This window comes from Sphingomonas sp. NY01 (assembly GCF_038809135.1).
GTDB lineage: Bacteria > Pseudomonadota > Alphaproteobacteria > Sphingomonadales > Sphingomonadaceae > Sphingomonas > Sphingomonas carotinifaciens.
This window is the reverse complement of record NZ_CP101722.1, coordinates 2973685-2995928: the sequence shown is the minus strand read 5'-3', so window position 1 is coordinate 2995928 and position 22244 is coordinate 2973685. Positions and strand designations below refer to the sequence as shown.

General features: G+C 67.5%; 16 protein-coding genes and 2 pseudogenes. 13 read left to right on the top strand and 5 right to left on the bottom strand.

The window, feature by feature from the left end:
- Positions 1 to 214 precede the first annotated feature (214 nt).
- Complete coding sequence (locus tag NPJ82_RS14515) at positions 215 to 1327, top strand: mechanosensitive ion channel domain-containing protein (RefSeq protein ID WP_112381446.1); 1113 nt, start codon at positions 215 to 217, stop codon at positions 1325 to 1327.
- Here the strand turns inward: NPJ82_RS14515 and NPJ82_RS14510 are convergent.
- The 5 genes from NPJ82_RS14510 to NPJ82_RS14490 form a co-directional block, all read right to left on the bottom strand.
- Positions 1315 to 3414, bottom strand: a complete 2100-nt coding sequence (locus NPJ82_RS14510) for a TonB-dependent siderophore receptor (protein ID WP_342659033.1) — start codon at positions 3412 to 3414, stop codon at positions 1315 to 1317. The two genes, NPJ82_RS14515 and NPJ82_RS14510, sit on opposite strands and share 13 nt — an antisense overlap.
- Before the next feature lie 109 nt (positions 3415 to 3523).
- On the bottom strand, positions 3524 to 4936 hold the full coding sequence (locus NPJ82_RS14505; protein WP_342657780.1) for a trehalose-6-phosphate synthase: 1413 nt from the start codon (positions 4934 to 4936) through the stop codon (positions 3524 to 3526).
- Positions 4933 to 6711, bottom strand: coding sequence for a glycoside hydrolase family 15 protein (locus NPJ82_RS14500; RefSeq protein WP_149681141.1), 1779 nt, complete (start codon positions 6709 to 6711; stop codon positions 4933 to 4935). Before NPJ82_RS14500 ends, NPJ82_RS14505 begins: the two co-directional genes overlap by 4 nt.
- On the bottom strand, positions 6708 to 7451 hold the full coding sequence (otsB, locus tag NPJ82_RS14495; RefSeq protein WP_342657779.1) for a trehalose-phosphatase: 744 nt from the start codon (positions 7449 to 7451) through the stop codon (positions 6708 to 6710). Before otsB ends, NPJ82_RS14500 begins: the two co-directional genes overlap by 4 nt.
- Before the next feature lie 326 nt (positions 7452 to 7777).
- Positions 7778 to 9067 (bottom strand): Gfo/Idh/MocA family oxidoreductase, encoded by a 1290-nt coding sequence (locus NPJ82_RS14490; protein WP_342657778.1) that lies wholly within the window; start codon positions 9065 to 9067, stop codon positions 7778 to 7780.
- A 114-nt stretch (positions 9068 to 9181) separates the two neighbouring features.
- Between NPJ82_RS14490 and NPJ82_RS14485 the strand changes: the two genes are divergently transcribed.
- The 12 genes and pseudogenes from NPJ82_RS14485 to NPJ82_RS14430 form a co-directional block, all read left to right on the top strand.
- Entirely contained in the window at positions 9182 to 10708 is a 1527-nt protein-coding gene (locus tag NPJ82_RS14485) for an acyl-CoA carboxylase subunit beta (protein WP_342657777.1), read from the top strand.
- The gene (locus NPJ82_RS14480) at positions 10705 to 11511 is read left to right on the top strand and encodes a hypothetical protein (protein ID WP_342657776.1); all 807 of its coding nucleotides are present in this window, start codon (positions 10705 to 10707) and stop codon (positions 11509 to 11511) included. The genes NPJ82_RS14485 and NPJ82_RS14480 overlap by 4 nt, the downstream gene beginning before the upstream one ends.
- Before the next feature lie 10 nt (positions 11512 to 11521).
- A complete protein-coding gene (mce, locus tag NPJ82_RS14475) occupies positions 11522 to 11932 on the top strand; it encodes a methylmalonyl-CoA epimerase (protein ID WP_342659032.1) in 411 nt (136 codons plus the stop codon).
- The gene (locus tag NPJ82_RS14470; protein ID WP_342657775.1) at positions 11929 to 12711 is read left to right on the top strand and encodes an enoyl-CoA hydratase-related protein; all 783 of its coding nucleotides are present in this window, start codon (positions 11929 to 11931) and stop codon (positions 12709 to 12711) included. Before mce ends, NPJ82_RS14470 begins: the two co-directional genes overlap by 4 nt.
- Positions 12712 to 12817: 106 nt before the next feature.
- Positions 12818 to 15099: pseudogene (gene scpA / locus NPJ82_RS14465) on the top strand (methylmalonyl-CoA mutase).
- Complete coding sequence (gene bioB, locus NPJ82_RS14460) at positions 15096 to 16133, top strand: biotin synthase BioB (RefSeq protein WP_342657774.1); 1038 nt, start codon at positions 15096 to 15098, stop codon at positions 16131 to 16133. Before scpA ends, bioB begins: the two are co-directional and overlap by 4 nt.
- Entirely contained in the window at positions 16134 to 16367 is a 234-nt protein-coding gene (locus NPJ82_RS14455; protein ID WP_342657773.1) for a DUF4160 domain-containing protein, read from the top strand. It abuts the gene before it with no gap.
- The gene (locus tag NPJ82_RS14450; protein ID WP_342657772.1) at positions 16351 to 16611 is read left to right on the top strand and encodes a DUF2442 domain-containing protein; all 261 of its coding nucleotides are present in this window, start codon (positions 16351 to 16353) and stop codon (positions 16609 to 16611) included. Before NPJ82_RS14455 ends, NPJ82_RS14450 begins: the two co-directional genes overlap by 17 nt.
- Before the next feature lie 23 nt (positions 16612 to 16634).
- The gene (locus NPJ82_RS14445) at positions 16635 to 18626 is read left to right on the top strand and encodes an acetyl/propionyl/methylcrotonyl-CoA carboxylase subunit alpha (RefSeq protein ID WP_342657771.1); all 1992 of its coding nucleotides are present in this window, start codon (positions 16635 to 16637) and stop codon (positions 18624 to 18626) included.
- A gap of 80 nt (positions 18627 to 18706) precedes the next feature.
- Positions 18707 to 20185, top strand: a complete 1479-nt coding sequence (locus NPJ82_RS14440) for an efflux transporter outer membrane subunit (protein ID WP_342657770.1) — start codon at positions 18707 to 18709, stop codon at positions 20183 to 20185.
- Positions 20185 to 21561, top strand: a complete 1377-nt coding sequence (locus tag NPJ82_RS14435; protein WP_112381436.1) for an efflux RND transporter periplasmic adaptor subunit — start codon at positions 20185 to 20187, stop codon at positions 21559 to 21561. The genes NPJ82_RS14440 and NPJ82_RS14435 overlap by 1 nt, the downstream gene beginning before the upstream one ends.
- 43 nt (positions 21562 to 21604) lie before the next feature.
- A pseudogene (locus tag NPJ82_RS14430) lies at positions 21605 to 22237 on the top strand (ABC transporter ATP-binding protein); the annotation flags it as partial.
- Between the last annotated feature and the right edge of the window lie 7 nt (positions 22238 to 22244).

The window sequence follows — 22244 nt, the reverse complement described above, 5'->3', positions numbered from 1 at the left end:
TGTGATCGGGAGTGAGCCTGCGGCTCGGTGCCTCTCTCCGCGCCTCCGCGCCTCCGCGCGAACAAAATCTTCGTCTTCGCGTGAACCGATTGGCCCGGCAGGAGCAGTACCCCTGACTGCGCTTCGACTTCGCTCGGCACGAACGGTTCGGTCATGAGGCTGCGCGCTCACCGCCGGTCATGGAACCTTCGTGAGCGCGAGCCTTTTGCCGGGCATGCATTGGTTACGCTCGCTCGATATTCCCCGCGAATGGCAATGGGTGGAAAGCGTCGCGATCATCGCGGCGGCGGTCCTGCTGGGCCTGTTGGTTCATGGCATCGCGATGCGCATCGCCGACCATGCGGCGCGGCGCACCGCCAGCCGGGGCGACGATCTGGTGCTGGCGCATGTCCGCCGGCCGCTGCGCTGGGTCGCGGTGGCGATCGCGGTGAGTTTCGCGATGCGCTTCGTGCCGATGGACTCCGATGGTCGCGATCTGTGGCGCCAGATACTGGGGTTCACGGTGCCGGCATTGCTCGGCTGGCTGGGGGTGTCGGGGGTGCGCGCGTTGCAGGCGGTGATCGACCTGCGCGCGGACGTGACGGTGGAGAACAACCTGCGCGCCCGGCGCAAGCGGACGCGCGCGGCGATCCTGGGGCGGATCGGCGTCTTCTTCATCATCTTCCTGACGATCTGCCTGATGCTGCTGAGCGTGCCGGGCATCCGCACGATCGGCGTCACGCTGATGGCGTCGGCCGGTATCGCGGGCCTGGTCGTCGGTGCCGCCGCGCAGCCGGCGCTGAAGAACCTGTTCGCGGGCATCCAGATGGCCTTTACCGAGCCGATCCGGCTGGACGACGTCGTCATCATCGACGGCGAATGGGGGCGGATCGAGGAGATCCGGCTGACCTTCGTCGTGGTCAAGGTGTGGGACGAGCGGCGGCTAGTGGTGCCGGTCGCCAAGTTCCTGGAGAACAGCTTCCAGAACTGGACGCGCGAGACCAGCCAGTTGCTGGGATCGGTATTCTGGTATCTCGATCCGGCGGCGGACATTCCACGGCTGCGCGCGAAGCTGGAGGAACTGGTGCGCGCCAATCCGCGCTGGGACGGGCGCTTCTTCAACCTGCAGGTGACCGATACCGCCGCCGATGCGATCCAGGTGCGCGGCCTGATGACCGCCAAGGATGCGTCGGTGGCGTTCGACCTGCGCTGCGACATTCGCGAAGGGCTGCTCGGCTATATCCGCGAGGCGATGCCCGAGGCGCTGCCGCGGCGGCGCGTGGCGGTGGACGGGGAGGGCGCAACCTTCAGGGAAGATCGCGCCCCCGTCATTCTTCAGAACCGGTAGCCGAGCGTCGCCATGATGTTGCGCGGCGCGGAGACGAAGCAGTCGCCGCGCGCGAGGCAGGAGGCGAAGGCGCGGTTGTCGAACAGGTTGGTGGCGTTGACCGCGATACGCCACTGGTCGCGGTTCAATTCGACCAGCGCATCGGCCATGACGCGATCGGGGGTGACGATCGTCCAGACGCTGCTGCTCGACACCTGCTTGCCGAGATAGCGGACGCCGGCGCCGACGCGCACGCTGGTCGCCTCGTCCAGCGTCACCGTCTTGGTGCCCCAGGCGGCGGCGGTGTGCTTGGACAGATAGCCGCTGGCGGCGCTGTCGCCCGACAAGTCGTTATACCCGTAGGAGACGGTCAGGTCGTAATTGCCCGGCAGGGTGCGGGTCGCCTCGAACTCGAAACCCTTGGTGGTCAGCTCGCCGGCCTGGATCTGGAACAGCGGGTTGGTGGGATCGGGGATGGGGCGATTCTGTTCCTTGATGCGGAAACCGGTGAGCGTGACCAGGGTTTGCGGATCGGGTTGCCACTTCAGGCCGGTTTCATATTGGGTGCCGGTCTGTGGGCGGAAATTGGTGCCGTTGGACAGGGTGCCGGCGACCGGCTGGAAGCTTTCGGTGTAGCTGAAGAAGGGCGAGAGGCCGGCGCCGATCTCGCCGATGATGCCGGCGCGGAAGGTGGTAGCCTTGTCGATCACGTCGGGCGCGGTGGCGCCCCGGGTGCGCAGACGATCGTTGCGGACGCCGAGGACGACCGAGACGCGGTCCCAGAAGCGGATCTGGTCCTGCGCATAGACGCCGCGCTGGCGCTGGGAGGTGGTGGCGAAGGGCGCGACGATCGGCGGCTCGACGATCGAGGCATAGTCGATGTCGTACAGGTCGATGACTTGCGAGAAGTCGTAATTGTCGCTCTTGCGGACCTTGTTCCAGCTATAGTCGAGCCCCAGCAGCAGCGTGTGTTCGACCGCGGCGCCTGTATTGAACTTGGCTTGCACATTGTTGTCGGTGGAAAATACGTTCAGCCGCGCGACCGACGATCCGGCGATCAGGGGGATGCGACGGCCGTTGCTGCCCTCGACATAAGGATTGGTCGGGTTGGCGTAGCTGTTGGTGTAATGGGTGAAATAGTCGAGGTCGCTGTCGATGTAGCGCGCCTTCAGGCTGAGCTTCAGCGCGTCGGTGAAGCGATGCTCGAACAGGCCGGCGCCTTGCAGCAGGCGGCCGTCATAGCGGTCGTAGCCGGGCTTGCCGACGAACAGGTAGCGGGGCAGGCGGGGATTGCCGGGATTGTCGCGCAGCGTGCCGACGAGCGGCAGGAAGTTGGCGGTCGAGCCGGTGTCGTCCTCCTGATACAGGCCGAGCAGCGTGATGTCGGTTTGGGTCGAGGGGCGCCAGGTGATCGAGGGGGCGATCATCACGCGGTCGTCGGGGACGTGATCGACATAGGTGTCGGCATCGCGGACGCGGGCGACGAGGCGGACGGCGAGGTCGTCGGTGACGAGGCGGTTGACGTCGGCCATGACCTCCTTGCGGTCATAGCTGCCATAAACGAGGTTCACCTCGCCCGCATTGGTGAAGACCGGCGTCTTGGAGACGAGGTTGACGATGCCGCCGAGCGACCCCTGCCCGAACAGCACCGAGGCGGGGCCGCGCACGACCTCAACCCGCGAGAAATTGTACGGGTCGGAGGTGATGCTGGCGTAGAAGCTGTAGATGTCGCGCATGCCGTCGCGGAATTGCAGCGCATCGACGCCGCGGATCTGGAAGCTGTCGACGCGGGTGTCACGGCCATAGGCGTCGGCATTGACGCCCGCGGCATAGCGGACGGTGTCGGAGATGGTGATCGCGCCCTGCGACAGAAACACGTCGTCGGTAATGACGGTGATCGGTTGGGGCACCTGGATCAGCGGCGTGTCGGTCTTGGTGCCGGCAAAGGATTCGTCCATCCTGTGGCCGTCGACGGTGATTTCCTCGCCCTGCTCGGCGCGGCGTTGCTGATCGACGGGGTCGGCCGGGACCGGCACCTCCGCCCATGCCGCGCTCGCCGCGGTGAGCCCGGCAAGCGCGACGCCCGCCATCTTGATCGCCCTGAACATCATGAACCCCTTTCGTTGTCGGCGGGGCCATAGTGCTATTGCGGGTGACTCTCAACTGCAGAAATGCGTGAGGGCCTCTTTCGACGCGGAAGCTGCGCGCCGGTCGGGGTCAGGCGCGTTCCTCCTCGCGGGCAGCGGCCTCCGCGCCGGCATCGCCGCGCAGCGCCGCGAGGAACAGGTCGCACCACCAGAACACATCCTCGCGCCGGACATTGTCGATCAACGCTTCCCAGCGGCGGATGCGCTCGGCACGCGGCATCTCCAACGCCTTGACGATCGCGTCGGACAGTTCCTCGGCGCTGTAGGGATTGACCAGCACCGCTTCCTTCAACTGGGCGGCGGCGCCCGCGAAGCTGGACAGGATCAGCACGCCGGGATCGCTGGGGTCCTGTGCCGCGACATATTCCTTGGCGACGAGGTTCATGCCGTCGCGAAGCGGCGTGACGAGGCCGATGCGCGCCGCGCGGTAGATGCCGGCCAAGGCGGGGCGGGGAAAACCCTTGTTGACGTAGCGGATCGGCACCCAGTCGATATCGGCATATTCGCCGTTGATCCGCCCCGACAGCGCATCGAGATTGGCGCGGATCTCCTGATAGGTGTTCACCTTCTCGCGGCTGGGCGGCGCGATCTGGAGCATGTAGACGAGACCGTTGCGCTCCGGATTCTGTTGCAGGAAGCGTTCATAGCCCAGGAACCGCTCGGTCAGGCCCTTGGAATAATCGAGGCGATCGACGCCGACGATCAGGCTGCGCCCGGTGGAGGACATGTACATCCGCTCGCGCGCAAAGCGTGCGTCGTTGCCGGCGGCGGCCTCCTCGAATTCCTTGGTCTCGATGCCGATGGGGGCGGCGATCGCGCGGATCGTGCGCCCCTGATAGGTGACGGTGTCGTTCGGCCCGAGCGTGCCGCCGAGCTGCTTGGTCACATAGTCGCGGAAACTGTCCAGCCAGTCCTCGGTATGGAAGCCGACCACGTCATAGGCGAACAGCGTCTCGACCAGTTGCCGGTGGCTGGGCAGCGACAGGAGCAGGCGCGCCGGAGGCCAGGGGATGTGGAGAAAGAAGCCGAGCCGGTTGCTAAAACCGCGGTCGCGCAGCTCCTGGCCGAGCGGCATCAGGTGGTAATCATGCACCCAGACCAGATCGTCATCCTCGATCAGCGGGCGGACGGTATCGGCAAAACGCTGGTTCACCCGGCGGTAACCGCTGCCGAAATCGCGTTCGAACTCGGTCAGGTCGATCCGGTAGTGGAAGAGCGGCCACAGCGTGCGATTGGCATAGCCGTTATAATATTCGTCAACGTCCTGCGGCTCCAGGTCGATCGTCGCGGTGGTGACGCCGCCACCCTGCTGGAAGTTGATATGGCCGGAAAATTCCTCGGTGGTCTCGCCCGACCAGCCGAACCAGATGCCGCCCTGTTCACGAAGGGCAGCGAGCAGCGCGACCGCCAACCCACCCTGGTTGCCGCCCGGCCCGGTCTTGGGCGGCTGCACCCGGTTGGAAATGACGATCAGGCGACTCATCGTACGGCACTCCATGGTTTACTCAGCAGGACGGCGCAGTTGATCAAGCCGACCAGCGAATAGGTCTGGGGATAATTCCCCCACAGCTCTCCCGTATTGGGGTCGATATCCTCGGACAGCAGGCCCGCGGGCGTGCGCCTTGCGACCATTTCCTCGAACAGTTCGCGCGCATCCGCGGTCCGGCCCGTGGCATGCAACGCCTCGATCAGCCAGAAGGTGCACACATTGAACGCGGTATGCGGCAGGCCGAAATCATCCTCGGTCGCATAGCGCAGCATGTGGCTGCCGCGACGCAGCCCCTTTTCGACTGCGTCCAGGGTCGAGAGGAAGCGGGGATCGTCGGGGGCGAGGAAGCGCAGGTCGAGCAACTGGATGATGCTGGCGTCGAGATCGTCGCCGCCGAAGGTGGCGGAGATGCGCTGCGTCTTGTCGCGCCAGGCGGCATGCTCGATCGCCTCGCGCATCTGGTCGGCGCGCTCCTGCCAGAAGGTTTCGCGCTCCTCCAGCCCCAGCGCCTGCGCGGCGTTGGCGAGGCGGTCGCACGCCGCCCAGCACATCGCGGCGGAATAGGTGTGGACATGGCTCTTGGTGCGCAGCTCCCACAGGCCGGCATCGGGCTGGTCGTATTTGGCCCACGCCCGCTCGCCGACGCGCTCCAGCGAGTGGAAATCCTCCATGCCCGACATGCGGAACAGGCGGCAGTCGAAAAAGGCCTGCACGTCGGACAGGACGATCTGGCCATAGGCGTCATGCTGGATCTGCTCATAGGCCTGGTTGCCGACGCGCACCGGCCCCATGCCGCGATAGCCGGGCAGCTTGTCCTCGATCCGCTCGATCAGGGTCGATTCGCCGCCGACGCCGTAGAGCGGCTGGATATGGCCGCCGCGCGCGGCATCGACGATGTTGCGGAGATATTCGAGATAGCCCTCCAGCACGTCGAGCGCGCCGAGCCGGTTGAGCGCCTGCACCGTGTAATAGGCGTCGCGTATCCAGCAGTAGCGATAATCCCAGTTGCGCCCGGAATCGGCATGTTCGGGAAGCGAGGTGGTGAGCGCGGCGACGATCGCGCCGGTTTCCTCGTGCTGGCACAGCTTCAGCGTAATCGCCGAGCGGATGACAACGCCCTGCCATTCGACCGGGGTGGCAAGGCCCCGGACCCATTGGTGCCATTCATGGGTGGTCCGCTCCAGCATGCCGTTCAGCGCCTCGGACAGCACGCCCGAAAAGCTCTCGTCAGGGCCGAGGAACAGGTTGATCGGCCGTTCCAGCCGGAACCATTGCTCGCGCGTGATGTGGCCGACGGGGGCATCGGTGGTGAGACGCAGCGTCTGGTGCGTCATCAGGTACCGGATGTGGTTCGACCCTTGCGTCTGGCTGGTCTGCGCGCCCCAGTCGGTGGCGACGCGCAGGCGGATGCGGATGCGCGGCGAGCCGATCGGCTTGACCATGCGCACGAAGCTGGTGGGGCGATAGATACGCTGGTCGCGCGAGAAGCGCGGGCAGAAATCGGTGATCTCGATCGCGTTGCCACGGTCGTCCTGATGGCGGGTGACCAGGATCGGGGTGTTGCGCAGATAGCCTTGTGTGGTGGTGACGCAGTCCTCCAGCTCGATCGACCAGAAGCCGGTGTCCGGCTCCTCCTCGCCCAGCAGCGCGCAGAAGGCGGGATCGCCATCGACGCGGGGCACGCAGCCCCAGACGAAACGGCCGGTGGAGTCGATCAGTGCGGAAACCTGGCAATTGCCGATCGGCCAGAGATTCATGTCGGGGGTCATGCACGGGCCTCCATGGCAGCGGCGATCCAGGTGTGGAGGGCGGACACGCTCTCCAGACGATACAAGGCGGCGGTTTCGCGCAAGGGGCCGATCAGCACGCCGGCGCCGCCGGACGCCGCGGCGGCAACGAAGCCATCCTCGTCGGTGACGTCGTCCCCGAAGAACAGGGGGCGGGTGCCCTGCATGGCGGACGTTTCCAGCAGGCCGAGGATCGCGTCGCCCTTGTCGCCGGACAGGCGCACCTCGGCCATCATCTTGCCGCGTTGGAGAACAAGGCCGTGCGTGTCGGCGACCGCGGCGGCGGCGGCGTTGGCATCGTCCTCCAGCTCCGGGCGCTGGCGGTAATGGATGGCCGCGCCGAAGCTCTTGGCCTCGAACACCAGGCCGTTGGTATCGGCATAATCACGCAGCGATTCGGCGGCGAGGGCGAGCGCCTCGGGCGACTCGGGGCTTTCATAGCCATGCTCGGGGGTGCGGCGCTCCGCCCCGTGGCTGCCGGCCAGCGCGAAGTGCCGGGCCTGCGGGCCCAGCATCGCGTCAAGCTGCCCGATCGACCGGCCGCTGACGATCGCGACGCGGCCGGGCATGGTGGCGGCGAGGCGATCGAGCATGTCGACCAGCGACGGCGCGACCACCACGGCATCGGGGCGCTCGGCCAGTTCGACCAGCGTCCCGTCGAAATCGAGGAAAAGGCTGTCGGTGGTGGACAGGGCGGGCGGGGGGGGCACGAGTTCGGCCATGGATGGCGGCATAGCGAGGGCAGGCATGCCACGTGAACCCCCCGCCGCGCCTGCCGTTCCGAATCGCGGGCGAAATGATCCGTTCGCGATCGGGGCAATGCTTGCGGCTTTGCGCGTCGCGGGACGCGGTGAGGTCATCCTTATCCGTTCGTATCGAGCTACCGTTCCGTGTGCCAACCTGTCTCTCGATACGGCGTCTCGATACGCGGCTTTGCCGCTACTCGACGTCTACTCGAGACGAACGAGTAGATGGTTCAACCTCGTGTCGTTCTTCAAAGGAGGATGAAACAGATTTTGCGTGTCCTGCGGTCCCGCGAGCGCCGCCCCTATCCCTCCGGCGGCAAGGGCGGGCCGCGGAACACGTCCTTGCCCTCATAGGCCTTCAGCTTGACGGGGCGGCCGGTCTTCGCGCTTTCGTAGATGGCTTCCATGATGACATGGTCCTGCACGCCCTCCTCACCGGGCGTGCGTGGCTGGCGGTTGGACAGGACGCAGTCGGCCATGTGGTCGATCTCCTCGGCGAACTGGTTCTTTTGCGGCAGGATCACCTGCTGCCGCTCGTCCATCTCGCCCTGGTTCTGCGCGACGTAGAGTTGCTGGCCCTGATATTTGTACGCGTTGGGCATATCCACGGTGGCGGTGGCGAAGTTCAGCCGCTGGTGCTTGTCGTCGCGCGCGCCGTAGCTGGTCAGGCACTGCGCCAGGAAGTTGGAGGGGAAGCGCATCGTCCAGGCGACGGTTTCCTCAACCTGCGCATAGCGCGGGTCGCCGGGCGGGCTGAACTGTTCGGCATAGACCTCCGTGGGCTCCTCGCCGGTCAGGAAGCGGGCGGTGTTGATGCAGTAAAGGCCGATATCGGGCAGGGCGCCGCCGCCGGCCTGTACCCGCTTGTGGCGCCACTGCTTCTCGCCATCGGGGGCGACGGTCTGCACATTGGTCATCGTCGCCCCGACGAGGCGGCCGAAGGTGCCCTCCTGCACGAAACGGGCCGCGCGCTGGTTATAGGGTTCGTACTGGATGCGGTAGGCGATCATCAGGCGGACATTGGCGCGCTTGCACGCCTCCACCATCGCGCGGGCGTCGGCGGCGCTGGTGGCCATCGGCTTTTCGCACAGGACATGCTTGCCCGCCGCCGCGGCGCGCTCGACATATTCGCGGTGCATACCGTTAGGCAGGACGATGTAGACGACCTGGACAGCGGGATTGTCGCGGATGCGGTCAAAGCCGGCATAGTCATAGCAGTTTTCGGGCGCGATTCCGTATTGCTGCGCGGTGGTGCGCAGTTTCTCCGGACTGCCCGACACGAGCGCGACGAGCTTGGCCTTCTTGCATTCGCCGAACGCGGGCAGCAGTTCCTCCAGGCTGAGGCGGCCGAGCGCGACGATGGCGAAGCCGACGCGCCGTTCGGGGGGAAGCGGGGCCGGGGGCGGGGGCGTCTTGGGGTCGGCCTGGCTGCGCCATTCGGGAAAGGTGACCTTGCCGTTTTCGACGCGGCCGCGGTCGACATCGCTGGGCGGCGGATATTTCTGCGCATCGGCCCCGCGGGCGCCGAGCACCATGCCGGCGGCGGCACCGCCCAGTTTTAGCATCAGGCGGCGATCGATCGAATCGGGCATAAACGGCGCTCCTGGCGATGGTCGCGGGGGGAACGCATGAAAGTCACTGAAGACGCAGGCATTTGCATTTGGCATCGGAGACGGGGCAGAGAGGCTGACAAACAAGGAGAGGCCATGTCGTCGACGATCGCCGAATTGGAACGCCGCCGCGCCGCCGCCCGCATGGGTGGGGGGCAGAAGCGGATCGATGCGCAACATGCCAAGGGCAAGCTGACCGCGCGCGAGCGGCTGGACGTGCTGCTGGACGAGGGCAGTTTCGAGGAACTCGACATGTTCGTCGAGCATAACTGCACCGATTTCGGCATGGCCGAGCAGGTGGTGCCGGGTGACGGCGTGGTCACCGGATCGGGGACGATCAACGGCCGGCTGGTGTTCGTATTCTCCCAGGATTTCACCGTGTTCGGCGGGTCGCTGTCCGAGCGGCACGCACAAAAGATCTGCAAGATCATGGACATGGCGATGAAGGTCGGTGCGCCGGTGATCGGCCTGAACGATTCGGGCGGCGCGCGCATCCAGGAAGGCGTGGCGAGCCTGGGCGGCTATGCCGAGGTGTTCCAGCGCAACGTGCTGGCATCGGGCGTGGTGCCGCAGCTGTCGCTGATCATGGGGCCGTGCGCAGGCGGCGCGGTCTATTCGCCGGCGATGACCGACTTCATCTTCATGGTGAAGGATTCGAGCTACATGTTCGTCACCGGGCCGGACGTCGTGAAGACGGTGACGAACGAGGTGGTGACCCAGGAGGAACTGGGCGGCGCGGTGACGCACACCACGCGCACCTCGGTGGCGGATGTGGCGTTCGAGAATGATGTCGAGGCGCTGCTGGCGGCGCGCGACTTTTTCGACTTCCTGCCGCTGACCAACCGGACGGGGGTGCCCGAGCGGCCGACCTCCGATCCGTGGGACCGGGTGGAGGACAGCCTGGACACGCTGGTCCCGGCCTCTGCCAACCAGCCCTATGACATGCACGAATTGCTGTCCAAGGTGGTGGACGAGGGCGATTTCTTCGAGATCCAGCCCGCGCATGGCGGCAACATCATCTGCGGCTTCGGCCGGATCGAGGGGCGTACGGTCGGCTTCGTCGCGAACCAGCCGATGGTGCTGGCGGGCGTGCTGGACATCAATGCCAGTCGCAAGGCGGCGCGCTTCGTGCGCTTCTGCGACGCGTTCGAGATCCCGATCGTGACCTTTGTCGACGTGCCCGGCTTCCTGCCCGGCACGGCGCAGGAGCATAACGGCATCATCAAGCACGGCGCCAAGCTGCTGTTCGCCTATGGCGAGGCGACGGTGCCAAAGATCACGGTCATCACGCGCAAGGCTTACGGCGGCGCCTATGACGTGATGGCGTCCAAGCATCTGCGCGGCGACCTGAACTATGCGTGGCCGACCGCCGAGATCGCGGTGATGGGCGCCAAGGGCGCGGTGGAGATCATCTTCCGCGGGCGCACGCCTGAGGAGATCGCCGAGCGCACCGCGGAATATGAGGCGCGCTTCGCCAATCCGTTCGTCGCGGCCAGCAAGGGCTTCGTGGACGAGGTGATTCAGCCGCATTCCACCCGCCGCCGCATCGCGCTGGGCCTGCGCAAGTTGCGCAACAAGAGCCTCGCCAATCCCTGGAAGAAGCACGATAACATTCCGCTATGAGCGGAGGTAAGCGAGCCAGGGCGAAGGGTGGCGGGCGCAGGCTGCCATGGCTGACGCTGCTGTTGCTGGCGGCGGTGGTCGTGCTGGCGGTGCTGTGGTGGCGCGAGCGGGCGGCGAACGAGGCGCCGCGGGCCGCCGTGACGCCGGCCGCCACCGCAGACGTGCCGCCCGCGACGCCCAATGTCGCGGGGCTGCTGCCCGACGAGCGGCTGGCGGCGGCGGTGAAGGCCGCGTTCCCGGCGGGCAACACGGCAGAAAGCGAGTCGGGCGAGCATTATGTGTTCGACGAACACCGGCTGGTCGATACGCCGTTCGGCCCGGTGCTGGTCAGCGAGGGGCAGGTGGCCGAGCCCGCGCATGTTTCCGCCGGGCGGCTGGACATCACCTATCTCAAGCCGGACGGCGAACGCTATGCGGTCGATCGGCGCTTTCCCGAAGCGGTGCTGGCCGGCAGCATGGGGCGGATGAGCGACTGGAGCGTGTCGAACAAGTTCGGCCGCCTGCCGGTGGTCCAGGCGCAGGGCGGCGGGACGTGGCAGGGATACACTTGCGGGCGTACCACGCTGGTCGAGTTGCAGCCGACCGGGCCGGTGAAGCTGGCCGATTTCCTGGACAGCTATGACGATGGCGGGGCGGCGGTCGGGCAGCCGCAATCGAGCCAGGGGAAGATTATAAAGATCGTGCCCGATCAGTCCTTTACCGTTCGATTTACCGGCACGCGGGCGTTTGAGGCGCGGTATGTGCGGGTGGGGGATGCGTATCGGGTAGAGGGCGGCGAGGCGAACATGCTGCAAGGCTGTTGAGGAGATGAAGATGGCGTTGGGGCGGTTGAATCATGTGGGGGTGGCGACGCCGTCGATCGCGGCGTCGATCGACATGTGGCGGGACCTGTTGGGGGCCGAGGCCATCGGGGAGCCGTTCGACCTGCCGGCGCAAGGGGTGAAGGTGTGTTTCATCAATGCGCCCAACACGCAGATCGAATTGATCGAACCTTATGACGAAGCCTCGCCGATCGCAGGCTTTTTGAAGAAGAACCCGGCAGGCGGGCAGCATCATGTCTGCTTCGAGGTGCCCGATATCCACGCCGCCGTCGCGGCGATGAAGGCAAAGGGCGCGACCGTGCTGGGCGAGCCGCGCATCGGCGCGCACGGCACGCCGATCGTGTTCGTCCATCCGCGCGATACCGGCGGCATGCTGGTCGAACTGATGGAAAGCCACGCATGAGCGCGCCCATGATCCTGAGCGAGCGGCGCGGCGACGTGCTGGTGCTGACGCTCAATCGTCCCGATCGGCTGAACGCGGCACCGCCCGAGATGTTCGAGGCGCTGACCGGTGCGCTTCGCGATCTGGAGGGGGCGCGCGCGGTGTTGCTGGCGGGGGCGGGGCGCGGCTTCTGTTCGGGGGCGGACGTGGCCGCGGTGGCGCTGCGCGAGGGCGATCCGGGCGAGGCGACCGAGGCGGCGCTGACCCGCAGCTACAATCCGGCGCTGCTGGCGATCGCGGACCTGGGCGTGCCGGTGGTCAGCGCGGTCCGGGGCCCCGCGGCCGGCATCGGATGCAGCCTGGCGCTGGCCGCCGATTTCTGCGTGGCGAGCGACAGCGCCTATTTCCTGCACGCCTTTGTCAATATCGGGCTGGTCCCCGATGGCGGCGCGTCGTGGATGTTGCCGCGGCTGATCGGCCGGGCGCGCGCCGCGGAGATGATGATGCTGGGCGAGCGGGTGCCGGCTGCCCGCGCGCTGGAATGGGGCATGATCCACCGCGTGGTCGCCGACGATGCGCTGGACGCCGAGGCGCTGGCGCTGGCCGGGCGACTGGCGGCGGGGCCGACGGTGGCGCTGGGGCTGATGCGACGTGCGCTGCACGACGGGTTTTCAAGCGACTATGCCGCGGCGATGACGCGCGAAGCGGCCGACCAGCGCCTCGCCCGCGGCAGTGCGGACGCGACCGAAGGGGGCATGGCATTCCTGAACAAACGGGCGCCGGCGTTCCGCGGGGCGTGATCCCGGCCCGGCTTGCCTCGGCACGATTGTTCCGGTTTAAGGAAACAAAATAAGCATGGACGATGCGGCAATCCGCCGCGGCCGGGACATTGGAGCAGGAGGCGTAATGGCCGACAAGCCGACGCTGGACGATTGGGCCGCCGCCGCGGCGAAAGAGGTCAAGGGCGCCGATCTCACCTGGCACACGCCGGAGGGGATCGCGGTCAAGCCGCTCTACACGCCCGAGGATGTGACCGCCGACCCCGGCCTGCCCGGTTTTGCGCCGTTCACCCGCGGGGTGCGCGCCAGCATGTATGCCGGGCGGCCGTGGACGATCCGGCAATATGCCGGCTTCTCCACCGCGGAGGCCTCCAACGCCTTTTACCGTCGCAACCTGGCGGCGGGGCAGAAGGGGCTGTCGGTCGCCTTCGACCTGGCCACGCACCGCGGCTATGATTCGGATCATCCGCGCGTCGTCGGCGATGTCGGCAAGGCGGGTGTGGCGATCGATTCGGTCGAGGACATGAAGATCCTGTTCGACGGCATTCCGCTCGACCAGATGTCGGTATCGATGACGATGAACGGCGCGGTGATCCCGATCCTCGCCTTCTTCATCGTCGCGGGCGAGGAGCAGGGCGTGCCCCGCGCCAAGCTGGAAGGGACCATCCAGAACGACATCCTGAAGGAGTTCATGGTCCGCAACACCTATATCTATCCGCCGGCGCCCAGCATGCGGATCGTGTCGGACATCATCGCCTATACCTCGGCCGAGATGCCGAAGTTCAATTCCATCTCGATCTCCGGCTATCACATGCAGGAGGCCGGGGCGACGCAGGTGCAGGAACTGGCCTTCACCATTGCCGACGGTCGCGAATATGTGCGCGCGGCGATGGCGGCGGGGCTGGACATCGACAAGTTCGCCGGGCGCCTGTCCTTCTTCTTCGCGATCGGCATGAACTTCTTCATGGAGGTCGCCAAGCTGCGCGCCGCGCGCACGCTGTGGCACCGGGTGATGACCGAGCTGGGGGCAAAGGACGAGCGCTCCAAGATGCTGCGCACGCATTGCCAGACCAGCGGGGTCAGCCTGCAGGAGCAGGACCCGTACACCAACGTCATCCGCACCACGATCGAAGCGATGGCGGCGGCGTTCGGCGGCACCCAGTCGCTGCACACCAACGCGCTGGACGAGGCGATCGCGCTGCCCACCGACTTTTCCGCCCGGATCGCACGCAACACGCAACTGGTGTTGCAGGAAGAGGCGGGGATCACCCATGTCGTCGATCCGCTGGGCGGCAGTTACTATGTCGAGGCGCTGACCCAGGACTTGGTGACGCGCGCGACCGAATTGCTCGACCGCGTGGAGGCGGAGGGCGGCATGGCACGCGCGGTGGACGCCGGCTGGCCCAAGGCGATGATCGAGGAAGCCGCCGCCGCGCGCGCCGCACGTGCGGACCGCGGCGAGGACGTGATCGTCGGGGTGAACAAATACCGGTCGAGTGAGGAGTCGCCGATCGATATCCTGGACGTCGACAATCATGCGGTGCGCGAGGCGCAGGTCGCGCGGCTGGCGCGGTTGCGCGAAACGCGGGACGAGGCGGCGTGCCAGGCCGCGCTGGCGGCGTTGCGGGACGCGGCTTCTCCTCCCCGAAATGGGGAGGGGGACCATGCGCAGCATGGTGGAGGGGGTGCGCCAGAAACGGTATCGCCTGGGGAAGCTCCCCAAGCGGTATCGCCGGCGGAAGCCCCCTCCGTCAGCCTGCGGCTGCCACCTCCCCGATTCGGGGAGGAATGAATCTGCTGGCTTTCGCGGTCGAATGCGCGCGCCACCGCGCGACGCTGGGCGAGATTTCGGCGGCGATGGAAGACGCCTTTGGTCGCTATGGTACGCAGCCGGTGCCGGTAAAGGGCATCTATGGCGGCGCTTACGGCGAGGACGTGCGCTGGGTGCGGTTGCAGGAGGGCGTGTCCGCGACCGAGCGGCGGCTGGGGCGTCGTCCCCGGATGCTGGTCGCCAAGATGGGGCAGGACGGGCATGATCGCGGCGCCAATCTGGTGTCGTCGATGTTCGGCGACCTGGGGTTCGATGTCGTGTCCGGGCCGCTGTTCCAGACGCCCGACGAGGCGGCGGTGCTGGCGATCGAGAAGGATGTCGACGTGGTCGGTGCCTCCAGCCTGGCGGCGGGGCATAAGACGCTGATCCCCGAGTTGATCGGCCATCTGCGGGAGGCCGGCCGCCCCGATATCAAGGTGATCGCGGGCGGGGTGATCCCGGCGCAGGATTACCAGGCGCTGCGCGATGCCGGGGTGCAGGCGATCTTCGGCCCGGGCACCAACCTTGTGAAAGCGGCCGAAGAAGTGTTGAGGCTGCTGGGACATAACATGCCACCCGAACAGGACGCTGCCGAATGATTGCCGATACGCTCGAACGCCCCGTCGCCCCGGCGACGGCCTTGCGCACAGACTGGACCCGCGCGGAGATCGCAGGCCTGTTCGACCTGCCGTTCACCGAACTGGTCTTCCGCGCCGCCGAGGTGCATCGCCGCCATCATGCCGCGGACGAGGTGCAGCTTTGCACCCTATTGTCGATCAAGACCGGCGGTTGCCCGGAGGATTGCGGCTATTGTTCGCAGTCGGCATCGGCCGAGAGCGACGTGAAGGCCGAGAAGCTGATGGACGTGAACGCCGTCCTGACCGCGGCGGCCGAGGCCAAGGCGGCGGGTTCGCAGCGCTTCTGCATGGGCGCGGCGTGGCGGAGCCCCAAGGACCGCGACATGGACAAGGTCGTCGCCATGGTCGAGGGCGTAAAGGCGATGGGGCTGGAGACCTGCATGACGCTGGGCATGCTGGATGCGCCGCAGGCGCAGCGGCTGAAGGCGGCGGGCCTCGATTATTATAACCATAACATCGACACGTCGCCGGAGAACTACGCGAACGTCATCACCACGCGCTGCTTCGAGGACCGGTTGCAGACGCTGGACCATGTCCGCGAGGCGGGGATTTCGGTGTGCTGCGGCGGCATTGTCGGCATGGGCGAGAGCCGCAGTGACCGGGTCGGCTTCGTCCATGCGCTCGCCACCCTGCCGCGCCATCCGGAAAGCGTGCCGGTGAACGCGCTGGTGCCGGTGAAGGGCACCGTGCTGGGCGACATGCTGGCCGATACGCCGCTGGCCAAGATCGACGATATCGAATTCGTCCGCACCGTGGCCGTGGCGCGGATCACCATGCCGCTGAGCATGGTACGGCTGTCCGCAGGGCGCGAGAGCATGTCGGAGGCGACGCAAGCCTTGTGCTTCATGGCGGGTGCCAATTCGATCTTCACCGGCGACAAGCTGCTGACCGCGGGCAATGCCGGCGACAGCGCGGACGCGGCGCTGTTCGCCAAGCTGGGCCTGTCGCCGATGGCGGGCGAAGAGCCGATGCGGGTCTGCGAGGCGGCGGAGTAGATGCCAACGGTGCTGCGGATCGGCGCGTTCCGTTTCTACTTCTACAGTCACGAGCCGAACGAGCCGCCGCACGTCCATGTCGACCATGGCGACGCGACGATCAAGGTGTGGCTGGAGGTGGTCGAGGTAGCGCGCAGCCGCGGTTTTCGTGCGCATGAGATCAACGACATCCTCGCGATGGTCGGGGACCATCGCACCCGTTTGCGGGAGGCGTGGCATGAATATTTCGGCTAGGATCACCGACGAGCGTGTGTTGGACGTCCGTTTCGACGACGCCAGCCTGATCGTCGATCTTATGGACGGCCGCACGATCGCCGTGCCGCTCGCCTGGTATCCGCGCCTGCTTCATGCCTCTGCCGAACAGCGGGCGCATTGGGAGAAGGCCGGGGCCGGCTATGGCATCTACTGGCCGGACGTGGATGAAGACCTGAGCACGGATGGCTTGTTGCGCGGCATCCCCGCAGCGCGCCCGAGCTGAGAAAAGAAAACAGGAGAGGCCGCATGTTCAAGAAGATCCTGATCGCCAATCGCGGCGAGATCGCGTGCCGCGTCATCCGCACCGCCCGCGCGATGGGCATCGCGACGGTGGCGGTCTATTCGGATGCCGATGCGCGCAGCCCGCATGTGATGCTGGCCGACGAGAGCGTGCGGCTGGGGCCGGCACCGGCGGCGGAAAGCTATCTGAAGGCGGAGCTGATCCTGCTGGCGGCCAGGGAAACGGGGGCGGATGCCATCCATCCCGGCTATGGCTTCCTGTCGGAGCGGGAAAGCTTTGCGCGAGCCTGTGCCGAGGCGGGGATCGCGTTCATCGGCCCGCCGCCGAACGCGATCGCGGCGATGGGCGACAAGATCGAATCGAAGAAGCTGGCCAAGGACGCCGGCGTCAACGTCGTTCCGGGCTTCCTGGGCGAGATCGTGGACACCGAACATGCGGTGCGCATCGCCGGCGAGATCGGCTATCCGGTGATGATGAAGGCGTCGGCCGGTGGTGGCGGCAAGGGGATGCGGCTCGCCTGGAGCGAGGCGGATGTGCGCGAAGGCTTCGAGGCGACCAAGCGCGAGGGGCTGGCCAGTTTCGGCGACGACCGCGTGTTCATCGAAAAGTTCATCCAGGACCCGCGCCATATCGAGATACAGGTGCTGGGCGACCAGCATGGCAAGGTCCTGTATTTGGGCGAGCGCGAATGTTCGGTGCAGCGCCGCCACCAGAAGGTGGTCGAGGAAGCGCCGTCGCCCTTTGTCACGCCGGCGATGCGCCGGGCGATGGGCGAGCAGGCGGTCGCGCTGGCACGCGCGGTGGGCTATTATTCGGCGGGGACGGTAGAGCTGATCGTGTCGGGCGCGGACCCGACGGGCGAGAGCTTCTACTTTCTGGAGATGAACACCCGGCTTCAGGTCGAGCATCCGGTGACCGAGGAGATCACCGGGCTGGACCTGGTCGAGCAGATGATCCGGGTGGCGGCGGGCGAGCCGCTGTCGTTCGAACAGGACGATGTGCGGCTGAACGGCTGGTCGGTGGAAACGCGCGTCTATGCCGAGGACCCGTATCGCGGCTTCCTGCCGAGCATCGGCCGGCTGGTACGCTATCAGGCGCCCGAGCCGGTGGCGGACGAGGCCGGCCGGGTCCGCGTCGATGACGGCGTGGCCGAGGGCGGCGAGGTCAGCATGTTCTACGACCCGATGATCGCCAAGCTGGTGACCTGGGCGCCGACGCGCGAGGGCGCGATCGATGCGCAGGTGGCGGCACTCGACGGGTTCCGGATCGAGGGGCCGGGCACGAATCTCGATTTCCTGTCCGCGCTGATGCAGCATCCGCGCTTCCGCGACGGCGCGCTGACCACCGGCTTCATCGCCGAGGAATATCCCGAGGGCTTTCACGGCGCGCCGGCAGCGCCCGAACTGCTCCGCATCCTGGCCGCGGTCGCCGCATTCGTCGCGACGGCGGAGGCGGACCGGGCGCGGCGGATCGACGGGCAACTCGGCCGCCGCCTGCCGCCGCCGGGCGAATGGCAGGTGCGGATCGGTGGCGAGGAGCGCCATGTCCTGGTCGATACCGATGCGGTGACGGTGGACGGCGTGGGCGTCGAACTGGAAATGGAATATACGCCGGGCGACCGGATCGTCACGGTGGAGGCGCCCGAGGCGCTGACCATCCGGCTTGCCCGGACGCGCGGCGGCTGGCGTTTGTCGACCCGCGGGGCGGCGCATGACGTGCGCGTCGTGCCGGGCCATGCGGGCGCGCTGACGCGGCACATGATCGAGAAGGTGGCGCCGGATCTGTCGCGCTTTCTGATCGCGCCGATGCCGGGGCTGCTCGTGCGCCTCGACGTGGGCGAGGGCGACCGGGTCGAGGCGGGGCAGGCGCTGGCGGTGGTCGAGGCGATGAAGATGGAGAATATCCTGCGCGCGGCCAAGAGCGGGACGGTGAAGGCGGTCAGCGCACGGACGGGCGACAGCCTGGCGGTGGATGCGGTGATCCTGGAGCTCGAATAGTCGCGCATGTCCGGCGTGACACAGGTTGCGACATAATAATGCTGGACGTCGGGCGGGGCGATGCCGCATCCCTCCGCCCCATGTTCCGCGCTCGCGCCCTGTTCCTCGCGCCCCTGGCGCTTGCCGGCTGCACCGTCGGCCCCGACTATCGGCCCGCGGCGCCCGCCGAACTGGGCGTGCCGGATGGATGGTCGGTGCCCGCCACCCAGGCCGAGGTCGCCGATCTGACCCGCTGGTGGCGGCGCTTCGACGATCCGCTGCTGGGCGAACTGGTCGAGCAGGCCGCCGCCGCCAACACCGATGTCGCACAGGCGGTTGCCCGGCTGCGGCAGGCGCGCGAAAGCCTGGTGCAGAGCCGGGCCTCGCTGCTGCCGACCCTTTCCGGGTCGACCGGATACCAGCGCAACGAGAATGTGGTGGGCGGCGGGCGTTCGTTCACGCTGCCCGACGGCACCGTGGTCGATACCGGCGGCGGCGGTCGCAACGCCTATACGGTGGGCCTGTCGGCGCGCTACCAGCTCGGCCTGTTCGGCGAGGTGCGCCGCACCGTGGAGGCGACGCGTGCGCAATATGAGGCGTCCGGCTTCGACTATGCCGCGACGCTGCTGACCGTCGAGAGCGAGACGGCGCGCAACTATGTGCTGGCGCGGCTGTATCAGGCGCAACTGGCCAATGCACGCGCCAGCCTGGCGTTGCAGGACGACAATCTGGAGATTGCCGGTTTCCGCGTGCAGGCGGGCCTCGTCTCGTCGCTGGACAACGAACAGGCGCGGGGACAACGGGCGCAGACCGCCGCGACGATCCCGGCGCTGGTGCAGCAATATAATGCGGCGGTGTCGCGGCTGGGCGTGCTGACCGGGCAGGCGCCCGGCGCGGTGAAGGGGCGGATGGAGGCGGTGCGCCCGATCCCGGGCGGCCCTGCGGCGATCGGCGTCGGCCTGCCCGCCGACCTGCTGCGCCGGCGACCCGATGTGCGCGCCGCCGAGCGCAACCTGGCAGCGGCTACCGCGCAGATCGGCGTGGACAAGGCCGCGCTCTATCCGGCGCTGGCGATCAGCGGCAACCTGAACACCAACGCGACCAGCATCGGTTCGATCGGCGAGGCGATCACCGGCAGCCTGTTCGCCGGCCTGACCCAGGCGATCTTCAACGGCGGCCAGTTGCGCAGCCGGGTGCGGTCGAGCGAGGCGGCGGCGGATGCCGCGCTGGCCGCCTATCGCGGCACCGTGCTGAACGCGCTGGAGGATGTCGAGGTGGCGGTGGTCGCGCTCAACACCGCGCGCGAGCGCGAGCGCGAGTTTGCGGTGGCGCTGGATGCGGCCAACAACGCCGCGATCCTCAGCCGCAGCCAGTATCGCTCCGGCCTGACCGATTTCACCACCTTGTCGCAGCAGGAGGCCGCGTTGTTCAACGCGCGCAACAGCGAGGCGAGCGCGCGCAGCGACGCCGCCACCGCGCTGGTCACCCTGTTCGCGGCGCTGGGCGGCGGCTGGGATGCCGATGTGACGCCCGAGGCGCCGCGCGCCGGCACCACCCTTTCCACCACCGGGAACCCCTGATGGCCGACGAAGCGCTCGACAATTTTCTGGGGATGAAGCCGCAGCCGCGCTGGCGCCGATGGGTAAGCTGGGGTGCGGTGGCGGTCGGCGTCGTGCTGCTGTTGCTGCTGCTCAAGAACTGCCTGGGCGGATCCGATGCGCCGCAATATGCGACCGCGCCGGTCAGCCGCGGCAACCTGACGGTGACCGTCTCGGCCACGGGCAAGCTGGCGCCGACCAACCAGGTGACGGTGGGCTCGCAGCTGTCGGGTCTGGTCACCCGCGTCGTGGTGGACGTGAATGACCGCGTGACCGCAGGACAGGCGCTGGCGCTGATCGATCCCGAACAGATCGACGATCAGATCCGCGCCGGCCAGGCGACGCTGAACGCCAATCAGGCGCAGGTGGCGCAGGCGCGGGCCACCCTGTCCGAATCGCAGGCGCAGCTTGCCCGACTGGAGGAAGTGTACCGGCTGTCCAAGGGGCGCGTGCCGTCCGGCACCGAGCTTCAGGCCGGGCGTGCGGATGCGCAGCGTGCGGCGGCGGCCCTGCGCGTGGCGGAGGCCAATGTGGCCGCGGCGCGCGCGCAATTGGCGCAGTCGCAGACGCAGCGGGCGCGGGCGATCATCCGCTCGCCGGTATCGGGCGTGGTGCTGGCGCGGCAGGTCGATCCCGGCCAGACGGTGGCGGCATCGTTCAACACGCCGACGCTGTTTGTGATCGCCGAGGACCTGACCCAGATGAAGCTGGAGGTCGCGATCGACGAAGCGGATGTCGGCGCGGTGCAGGTGGGGCAGAAGGCGAACTTCACCGTGGACGCGTTTCCCGGCCGTACCTTCCCCGCGAAGATCACGCGCGTCGACCTGGGATCGAACCTGACGGTCAGTGCGGCCACGGCCTCTTCCTCGACCACCACGACGACGGCGACCAATCAGGTGGTCAGCTATGCCGCGGACCTGACGGTTGCCAACCCGACGCTGCAACTGCGCCCCGGCATGACCGCGACCGCGGATATCGTCACCTCGGACAAGCAGAACGCGCTGCTCGTTCCCAATGCTGCACTCCGCTTCAAACCGACCACCGGCGCCGCCGGCGACCAGGGCGGCGGCATCGCCGGCTCGCTGACCTTCCGCCCGCGCCGCGACCGGCCGGCACGTACCGCGACGCTCGGCCGTGGTGCGACGCAGACCGTGTATGTGCGCGGCGGCGACGGTCAGCCGCAGCCGGTGCAGATCGTGACCGGCGACACCAACGGCAGCATGACCGAGGTGACCGGCGGCGACCTGAAGCCCGGCATGCAGGTCATCACCGGGCAGTTGACGGGCGGCGGCGACACGGCGGGCGGCCAGCGTCGCGGCGGCGGCCAGCGGCGGCAGGGAGGGGGCGGTGGCCAGTAATCCACCGCTCATCTCGCTGCGCGGCGTCACCAAGACCTATGGCATGGGCGCGACGCAGTTCCAGGCGCTGAAGGGTGTCGACCTCGACATCGCGGCGGGCGACTTCGTTGCGGTGATGGGGCCGTCGGGGTCGGGCAAATCGACCACGATGAACATCCTGGGGTGCCTGGACGTGCCCAGCGGCGGCACGTTCCTGTTCCGCGGCCATCATGTCGAGACGCTGGACCGCGACCAGCGCGCGCTGCTCCGCCGGCAATATCTCGGTTTCGTGTTCCAGGGGTTCAATCTGCTCAGCCGCACCTCGGCACTGGAGAATGTCGAATTGCCGCTGCTCTACCGCGGCGAGGATCGCAAGACGCGGCGCGACATGGGCATGGCCGCGCTCGACAAGGTCGGGCTGGCGGACTGGTGGGACCATACGCCCGCCGAACTGTCGGGCGGGCAACAGCAGCGCGTGGCGATCGCGCGGGCGATCGTGACCAGTCCGGACGTGCTGCTGGCCGACGAGCCGACGGGCAATCTCGACTCGGAGCGCTCGGTGGAGATCATGCAGCTGCTCACCGGTCTCAACCGCGACAGCGGGATCACCGTGCTGATGGTGACGCACGAGCCCGACATGGCCGCGTTCGCGCGCACCGTGGTGCATTTCAAGGACGGGCTGGTCGAGCGCATCGAGGCGCAGC

Excerpts from the sequence above, each read along its gene's own strand:
- NPJ82_RS14515 (WP_112381446.1), top strand. The coding sequence starts at position 215 with ATGCATTGGTTACGCTCGCTCGATATTCCCCGCGAATGGCAATGGGTG.
- NPJ82_RS14510 (WP_342659033.1), bottom strand. The coding sequence starts at position 3,414 with ATGTTCAGGGCGATCAAGATGGCGGGCGTCGCGCTTGCCGGGCTCACC.
- NPJ82_RS14505 (WP_342657780.1), bottom strand. The coding sequence starts at position 4,936 with ATGAGTCGCCTGATCGTCATTTCCAACCGGGTGCAGCCGCCCAAGACC.
- NPJ82_RS14500 (WP_149681141.1), bottom strand. The coding sequence starts at position 6,711 with ATGACCCCCGACATGAATCTCTGGCCGATCGGCAATTGCCAGGTTTCC.
- otsB (WP_342657779.1), bottom strand. The coding sequence starts at position 7,451 with ATGGCCGAACTCGTGCCCCCCCCGCCCGCCCTGTCCACCACCGACAGC.
- NPJ82_RS14490 (WP_342657778.1), bottom strand. The coding sequence starts at position 9,067 with ATGCCCGATTCGATCGATCGCCGCCTGATGCTAAAACTGGGCGGTGCC.
- NPJ82_RS14485 (WP_342657777.1), top strand. The coding sequence starts at position 9,182 with ATGTCGTCGACGATCGCCGAATTGGAACGCCGCCGCGCCGCCGCCCGC.
- NPJ82_RS14480 (WP_342657776.1), top strand. The coding sequence starts at position 10,705 with ATGAGCGGAGGTAAGCGAGCCAGGGCGAAGGGTGGCGGGCGCAGGCTG.
- mce (WP_342659032.1), top strand. The coding sequence starts at position 11,522 with ATGGCGTTGGGGCGGTTGAATCATGTGGGGGTGGCGACGCCGTCGATC.
- NPJ82_RS14470 (WP_342657775.1), top strand. The coding sequence starts at position 11,929 with ATGAGCGCGCCCATGATCCTGAGCGAGCGGCGCGGCGACGTGCTGGTG.
- bioB (WP_342657774.1), top strand. The coding sequence starts at position 15,096 with ATGATTGCCGATACGCTCGAACGCCCCGTCGCCCCGGCGACGGCCTTG.
- NPJ82_RS14455 (WP_342657773.1), top strand. The coding sequence starts at position 16,134 with ATGCCAACGGTGCTGCGGATCGGCGCGTTCCGTTTCTACTTCTACAGT.
- NPJ82_RS14450 (WP_342657772.1), top strand. The coding sequence starts at position 16,351 with ATGAATATTTCGGCTAGGATCACCGACGAGCGTGTGTTGGACGTCCGT.
- NPJ82_RS14445 (WP_342657771.1), top strand. The coding sequence starts at position 16,635 with ATGTTCAAGAAGATCCTGATCGCCAATCGCGGCGAGATCGCGTGCCGC.
- NPJ82_RS14440 (WP_342657770.1), top strand. The coding sequence starts at position 18,707 with ATGTTCCGCGCTCGCGCCCTGTTCCTCGCGCCCCTGGCGCTTGCCGGC.
- NPJ82_RS14435 (WP_112381436.1), top strand. The coding sequence starts at position 20,185 with ATGGCCGACGAAGCGCTCGACAATTTTCTGGGGATGAAGCCGCAGCCG.